Here is a 6,527-nt window from a genome sequence, read left to right as displayed (position 1 = left end):
CCCGCGGAAGCCGCGCCATTGGATCTGTGGTGCCGGGCGTGGCAGTTCCAGCTACCATGGCGACGCGCGCAGCGTCGCGATCCTTCATGTTCGGCATGAGATACTCCGTGTGGCGCAGGACGATGCATGGATGCGCCCTGCAACAGATGCAAAGGGCAGACGATCAGCTACGCTGGCCGACCAGCGCGAAAGCCGCGCGTGAGCGCGAGGCTGTTATTTTGAGATGGTGTATGCCGTTATTCAGCGAATTCAGACAATGCAAATGTCCCTGGCGATTGCATAGAACCGCTCATCGTTCGGGGCCCGCAGTTGAATTCATCAGGTCTCACTAGGTCCCAGTACGCTCAGGTTCGGCGCCGTCTGTCCAGTTGCCGTCCTATTCGATGCCCTTGTCGCTGAAGCACGCCTCTGGTCAGCTCCGACCTGATCCCCATCCTGGGCCATGACAGGATAAGGAGCCATGCTCATGAGCGCGGCAATGGAGACCAATAGCCGTTTGTGCATGTAGAGCCTCGGCACGTGGGCATATGAACTTGGATCGCGTAGGTTATAAGCGACTAGCGCGCCGAAAGTTTCGTTCGAAATACGACCTAAGGACCGATCCAGCCTAAGCTTGTGAAAAGTTGTCAATCTCAGTTCTGCCGTAAAATACATATGGTTGGCTTGAATGTTTATTTTCGTACCGCTAGAACAGGTAGATTCCCACGCGGAGATTCCGCCGCTTCTGCGTCATTTACGGGCTACGAGGCGTTTTTGCCGGCTGCGGTGAGTGTCAGCAGCCGGGCAGCCCTCTATCTGCGTTGCCGCAACCAGCACTCGCGATGACGGCCCCTTCAAGGGTGGCGCGATTGGTGGCGTGCTGGTGCTATCCAAAATCAGGCGGGAGGATTGCGGCAGGTCTCTGACTGCGCGCCTGCTGGCGCACCTGTCGTTACCGACTGGCGCCAGAAGCAGCTTTCCCGTTCCGGGACCCCGCCAAGTGCCACCGTTGAGCCTCAGCTCACCGCCGCCCGCCATCCTACGTCTCGGGCCGCGCCGCGTATCGGGCCCATGCCGTGAGGAACGGCACCAAGCCCCGCCGACCCGTGATCAGATCGGGTGACGGGGCCGAGCCCAAACCACAGCCCAGCCGCTCCGCTGAACGGCCGCTATTCTTGCACGGGCCTCGGCTCCGGCCTGGCGGCTCGCGTCAGGCTCTGGATCACTCGCGGCGGCCGACCAGCCTTCTGGGCGATCTCCGCCTCCTGCTGCTCGATGAGATCACGGGCGGGCTGATCACCGTCCAAGCCGCCCAGGATCTCCACCGGCACGCGCCGGTTCGAGGCGCGGCTGCCGTCCGCGAAGACGATGTCGAACAGAACGGTGCCCCGCTCCTGCGGGAGGGACTTCACGCGCTTGGCCATGCCGAGCTGCTATGCTGGCAAGCTCGGCTGCACCAGACCAGCAGAGTGACGCATGCTGGCTGGCAGTGCACCATCCGGCCTGCCGAGCCCCAGGGAACGGATGGCCGACGCAGCCGTTTCGGGCTTCATGGCACGCCATCTTGGCGAGCCGACGACGACAAAGACCACCAGGATACCGAAATGGCTACCGGCACTGTGAAGTGGTTCAACGAGACGAAGGGCTACGGCTTCATCCAGCCCGATGACGGCGGTAAGGACGTGTTCGTGCACATCTCCGCCGTGGAGCGCGCCGGCATGCGCGGCCTGAACGAGGGGCAGAAGATCTCCTACGACGTCGAGGCCGACCGCCGCTCCGGCAAGGAGAGCGCGGCCAATCTGAAGGCAGCCTAAGCCGTAACGGGCCGCTTGGAGCTTGATGGCGCCGCATCCGTTGCGGCGTCATCGCATGTGACATGGATAGCGCGCAGATGGCTGACGACGTTCCGCACCCCTACTCCATCGAGGTCTCGCCTATGACCAAGCCCGAGGGGCATTTCCAGTGGGCGATCCGCAAAAGTGGCAAGCTGAGCGAGCGCTCCGACCGCCCGCATCGCAGCGAGGCGAAGGCGCATGAGAGTGCGATGGAGGCGGTCGAGCGGGCGCTGAAGCCGGGAACCGATGGCGGGCGTCCCAGGCGCTGACGACCGTCTGGCAAGTCCGGCACAGACGTAATCGGCGTGCGGCCGCGCAGCTAACCCGGTTGGCCTACGACTTCACTGTAGTCAGCTCTTGCAGAATGAGGTCGATTGCACAGACGAGCCGCTCGGCCGTTTGGGCAGCAGCGGGGTTTTGCGACATCGCAATTGCGGCCTGCTGAAGCGTGCGAAACTGCTGAAGGCGCGCGGCTGGATCAACGCCTTTGGCGATGGCTGACTCCACGAGGCCCCGGACCAACTCACGCGCCACATGCCCATCGAGGCCCGGCAGCGTCTGGACCTTCGCAGCTTGATCGCCAGCGCCACCAACATCTGCCGCACCAGTAAAGGTCTATTCTCGGAGCGGAGATTGGTCAGGCTGCCTATTGGGCGGTCGCGCCATCGCATCTCGCTCAGCGACTCGGTCTGACACCCAACCCCTCGGAGACGCTTCGGCACCGTAGGCAGAGCGCTCCTAAACGAAGGCCGGGCGGCCGCCCGATCTGGATGAGGCGCCAGATGGTGAGCACCCTCGGCCCGCGTTGGAACTGGGGTCCAGGATGGGCGGCCTGATCGCGCCTCAGATCCCATTTCCGGGCGCGCCTGCGAGCATCAGAGATCTTCAGCCGGAGGCGGTCAGGCGGCGCCCCTCCGGGAACCGATCACCCGCTGGCCGGTCTACGAGTTAGCGTTCACGGAAACAGACCACCTTCAGCCCGCTCGGTTCGCCGCGGCGGGCTTTTTCACGTCCTCCGGCACCCTGCCCAGCAAACTCCCGTGCGATACCAAACAGAACTGCTGCCGCCAAGCTGGACTTGAACCTAAGGACCAGCTCTGGAGAGTGAGACGTCCTTTGCGCAAGCTCGCTGTTGGTCCTGGCGGCCTCGCGCTCGCCATCACCTTAACGTTTGTCGCCCTCATAGTTCTTTGCGAATTGGCCGGCTTCTCCACGTACGTCGGCCTATGGATGCGGGTGATTGCCGGTATCGGCTACGTCGGGGGAATGTCAGCCGCAGCTCACTGGGCAGAGATGCGCGACCACCCAGGTGCGGCCGAAGAGGATGCGGCATCCAGGGAACAGAACATCCATGCCGGCATGCCTCAGGCTACCAGTGTTGGCCAGCCGAAGGCCGCTTGATCAGGGGGCAGATCTAAGGACGCGCAAAGGTCAGCTGACCACTTCCGCAGATGATCTCGAAGTCACTGCGCAGGCGGATCGCCAAAGCTGGCTCGCAATCCAGTACATCGCGCCGGGCTCGCCATGGGAGAACGGGTCTTGCGAGAGCTTCAATGGCAAGCTGCGCGACGAGTGCCTCCGCCAAGAGATCTTCTACTCGCTCAAGGGAGCCCAGGCCGTGATCGCCCTCGGGCAGAACACCGACAACCGCGTCCGGCCGCACTCGTCCCTGGGCTCCCGGCCGCCCGCACCCGTCACCGTCCCGGATCTGGCCTTCCGTCTACCCATGGCCCCCACCATGCAGTAACCTCTCAATCGGCTCGGTCCAAAATACCGGTCAGGCCACACTCGCCCATGGCAGGCGGGGCCGCGCTTCACGGCCATGGTGTAAGTGAGCCGCTGCCTCATCCAGGCTGACGGCGCACCAAGCGCCCCCGATCTTCACTTCACAGGTCTGAGTGTCGGGGCTGGGCATTTCAAAGACCTGACATGCCGGGATGACCACCACCAGCCTGGAGTTGGATTGACCGGCGCGACAGAACGCCAGCGTTCAGTTCACGCGCTTGCTCCGGCCCTGGACCTCCTGCTGAGCGGCCTCGCAACTCGGCGATCGCCTACTGTGCGGCAATGGCAGGGTCATCCTAATATGCGATCAAACATCCACGCAGCGCCGACTGCTGTGAAGATGCCCAACACTCCGGCAGTGCCGATGAAAAGGCTGATCACGACCCGATCAGACACTCAACCACTCCGAAAGACTGCGGCATTGTCGGCCAGCGCCGTGAGGCGAACTCCGGGCGGCCGCCTGTTCCGAATAAGGCGCCGACGAACTTGGTGGGCGAACCTGATGCTTGGTTGCCTCTAGCAGTTCGCGCGAGCGCTGGATTAGCTGCCCGGCGTTTCGGATCATCCCGCGATCGTACTCGGCAACCGCTGCCCGCCGAGCCATCCTGGCGAAAGCTCTCTCAAGCTTCTCAGGAGAGATCGGCCGCAAGTGGGGCCCCATACCGGTGCTCCGCGCGATGCAGGCGGGAGCACACGTCACTCTCAGCCACCAGCGCCTACGGGTTCAAGAACCGGCTGGTGATTCCAACACCCTGCGCCCGTTCGGCTGAGACGTCCAATCGCTCCTCGCAAGCCGTATTGCCGAGGGCCAGACCCAAGGCAGATCTTCGAGTCGCGCCGGATGCAAGCTGAGGTCCGCATCCAGACAGGAGCAGACGTTCGGCGGATCTCAGCCAGCGGCGTCGAGATTGCGCGTTTCCTGAAACACTGAGACCCTCCGCAGGGTCTGAGCCTTGGTTCCTCGCCGACGAGGAGTGCCTACTCAGCGCCGGGGAGAGCACGATGGCCGAGCACGTGCGCAACGAGGACAGGCGTAAGCGCCAGCAGGTGCTGGCCGACTTCGGTGAGTTCGCTCTGGAATGCCAGGACCTCGACACCGTGCTCAACGAGGCCTGTAGGCTCGTCGCCGACGTGCTCGGCACAGGCCGCGCCAAGATCCTGGAAATCCAGAACGCAGGCCGGTGCCTCTTCGTGCGCGCCGGTGTCGGCTGGAACCCGGACGTGGTTGGCCATGTGCGTCTGCCAATGAGCGAACACTCCTCCGAGACGTTCGCTATCGCGCAAGCCGTGCCCGTCATCTCGCAGGACATCCGCGCGGAGAAGCGCTTCGAGGTCCCCGCCTTCATGAAGGCGGCCGGCGTGGTCGCACTCGCGAACGCACCCATCTTCCTGCCCGGCAGGAAACCCTACGGCCTGCTCCAAGTGGACGCGACCGAGGCGCGGGATTTCACCGATGAGGACACGGAATTCCTGCGCACCTACACCATCCTCTTGGGCCCGGTGATCGACCGGCTGCACAAAGTACGTGACCTGCGCGCGAGCGAGGACCGCTTCCGGTTGGTCGCCGAGGGGGCGCTGGATTACGCGATCTTCATCACGGACTCCGAGGATCGCATCACCGACTGGCTGCCGGGCGCCGCGTCCGTGTTCGGCTGGACACCCGGAGAGGCGGTTGGTCAACCCAGCAGTATCCTGTTCACGCCGGAGGATCGGAAGGCGGGCGAGGATGCGAAGGAGATCGAGACCGCACGGCGCGAGGGCTCGGCGCCGGACGTGCGCTGGCACCTCCACAAGGACGGCTCACGCGTGTTCATCGAGGGCTCGGTGACGACCCTGCGTGACGAGGGCACGCAGGTGTGCGGCTTCCTGAAGATCGGCCAGAACGTCACTGAGCGTCGGATCGCGGACGAGGCCTTGCAGGAGAGCGAGGCGCGGTTCCGGCAATTTGCGGAAGCCGCCTCATCGGTGGTGTGGGTCAGGAACGCCGAAACGCTGCGGTTCGAGTATGTCAGCCCCGCCTTCGAGCGGCTCTACGGTATACCGTCGGAGCAGGTGCTGGCTGGCCACGACCTGAAGGCCTGGGCCAAGTTGATCCTCGCGGATGACCGAGGCCGGGTCATGGACGCGCTCCGCAGCGTGCGGTCCGGCGAGCCGATCCAACATGAGTTCCGCATCCGCCGCCCGAACGATGGTGAAGAGCGCTGGATCAGTGCGACGGACTTCCCCCTGGTCGATGCGGCGGGCCGGGTGCAACGCATTGGCGGCATCTACTCGGACATCACCGAAGAGAAGCGGACCGGCCTGCGCTTGGAGACGCTCGTCAACGAGCTGCAGCATCGCTCGCGTAATCTGCTCGGCGTGATCACCTCGGTGGCGAACCAGACGCTGAGCCAGGGCGGCTCCATGGCCGATTTCGAGATCCGGCTCGGGGCGCTCGGCCGCGCGCATGGGTTGCTCAGCCAGTTCGGCAGCGACACGGTCGAGCTCGGCGCGCTGGTGCGCCTGGAGCTGGCTGCGCACGTTTCCGCCGCGCCGCCGAAGGTGGTCGTGGCCGGTCCGACGGTGCACCTCACGGCGCGACAGGTGCAGAACTTCGCCCTGGCTTTGCACGAATTATCCACGAACGCGGTGAAGTACGGCGCGCTGAAACGGGACACGGGCCGGCTGTCGGTCACCTGGGCCCTGACCCGCGACCAGCGCGACCGTCGCAGGCTGCTCCTGAACTGGATCGAGAGCGGCGTGCCGATCCAGCACGCGACGGTGACGCGGCGCGGCTACGGGCGCGAGCTGATCGAGAACGCGCTCACCTATGCATTGCGCGCCAGGACCGAGTACGTGCTCGGCGAGGACGGCGTGCGCTGCCAGATAGAACTGCCACTTACCTGATGTGTGTGGGAGCGGCGCCCCGCGCGATCTGCAAAGGTGAAC

The 6,527-nt window shown here is 64.4% G+C and carries 5 protein-coding genes and 1 pseudogene; 5 read left to right on the top strand and 1 reads right to left on the bottom strand.

Annotated elements, in window-relative coordinates; translation table 11 throughout:
- Positions 1-1,148: 1,148 nt before the first annotated feature.
- Complete coding sequence (locus M6G65_RS27240) at positions 1,149-1,403, bottom strand: hypothetical protein (RefSeq protein WP_238199071.1); 255 nt, start codon at positions 1,401-1,403, stop codon at positions 1,149-1,151.
- Between the two features lie 180 nt (positions 1,404-1,583).
- Here M6G65_RS27240 and M6G65_RS27235 point away from each other — a divergent pair, with 180 nt between their 5' ends.
- The 5 genes and pseudogenes from M6G65_RS27235 to M6G65_RS27215 all read left to right on the top strand — a co-directional run bounded on the left by M6G65_RS27235 (position 1,584) and on the right by M6G65_RS27215 (position 6,485).
- Entirely contained in the window at positions 1,584-1,793 is a 210-nt protein-coding gene (locus M6G65_RS27235) for a cold-shock protein (protein WP_238199072.1), read from the top strand.
- A 77-nt stretch (positions 1,794-1,870) separates the two neighbouring features.
- Entirely contained in the window at positions 1,871-2,083 is a 213-nt protein-coding gene (locus M6G65_RS27230) for a hypothetical protein (RefSeq protein WP_238199073.1), read from the top strand.
- An 847-nt stretch (positions 2,084-2,930) separates the two neighbouring features.
- Positions 2,931-3,215 carry a hypothetical protein gene (locus M6G65_RS27225; RefSeq protein ID WP_238199074.1) on the top strand — a complete coding sequence of 95 codons (285 nt, stop codon included), beginning with the start codon at positions 2,931-2,933 and terminating at the stop codon, positions 3,213-3,215.
- Positions 3,216-3,259: 44 nt separating this feature from the next.
- Positions 3,260-3,561, top strand: a pseudogene (locus M6G65_RS27220) (integrase core domain-containing protein); the annotation flags it as partial.
- Between the two features lie 1,040 nt (positions 3,562-4,601).
- Positions 4,602-6,485 (top strand): PAS domain S-box protein, encoded by a 1,884-nt coding sequence (locus M6G65_RS27215; protein WP_250103116.1) that lies wholly within the window; start codon positions 4,602-4,604, stop codon positions 6,483-6,485.
- Positions 6,486-6,527 lie beyond the last annotated feature (42 nt).

The sequence above is a fragment of the Methylobacterium tardum genome, assembly GCF_023546765.1.
Classification (GTDB): Bacteria; Pseudomonadota; Alphaproteobacteria; order Rhizobiales; family Beijerinckiaceae; genus Methylobacterium; species Methylobacterium tardum.
Note: the sequence above shows the minus strand (reverse complement) of the source record. Positions and strands in the feature narration are given on the sequence as shown.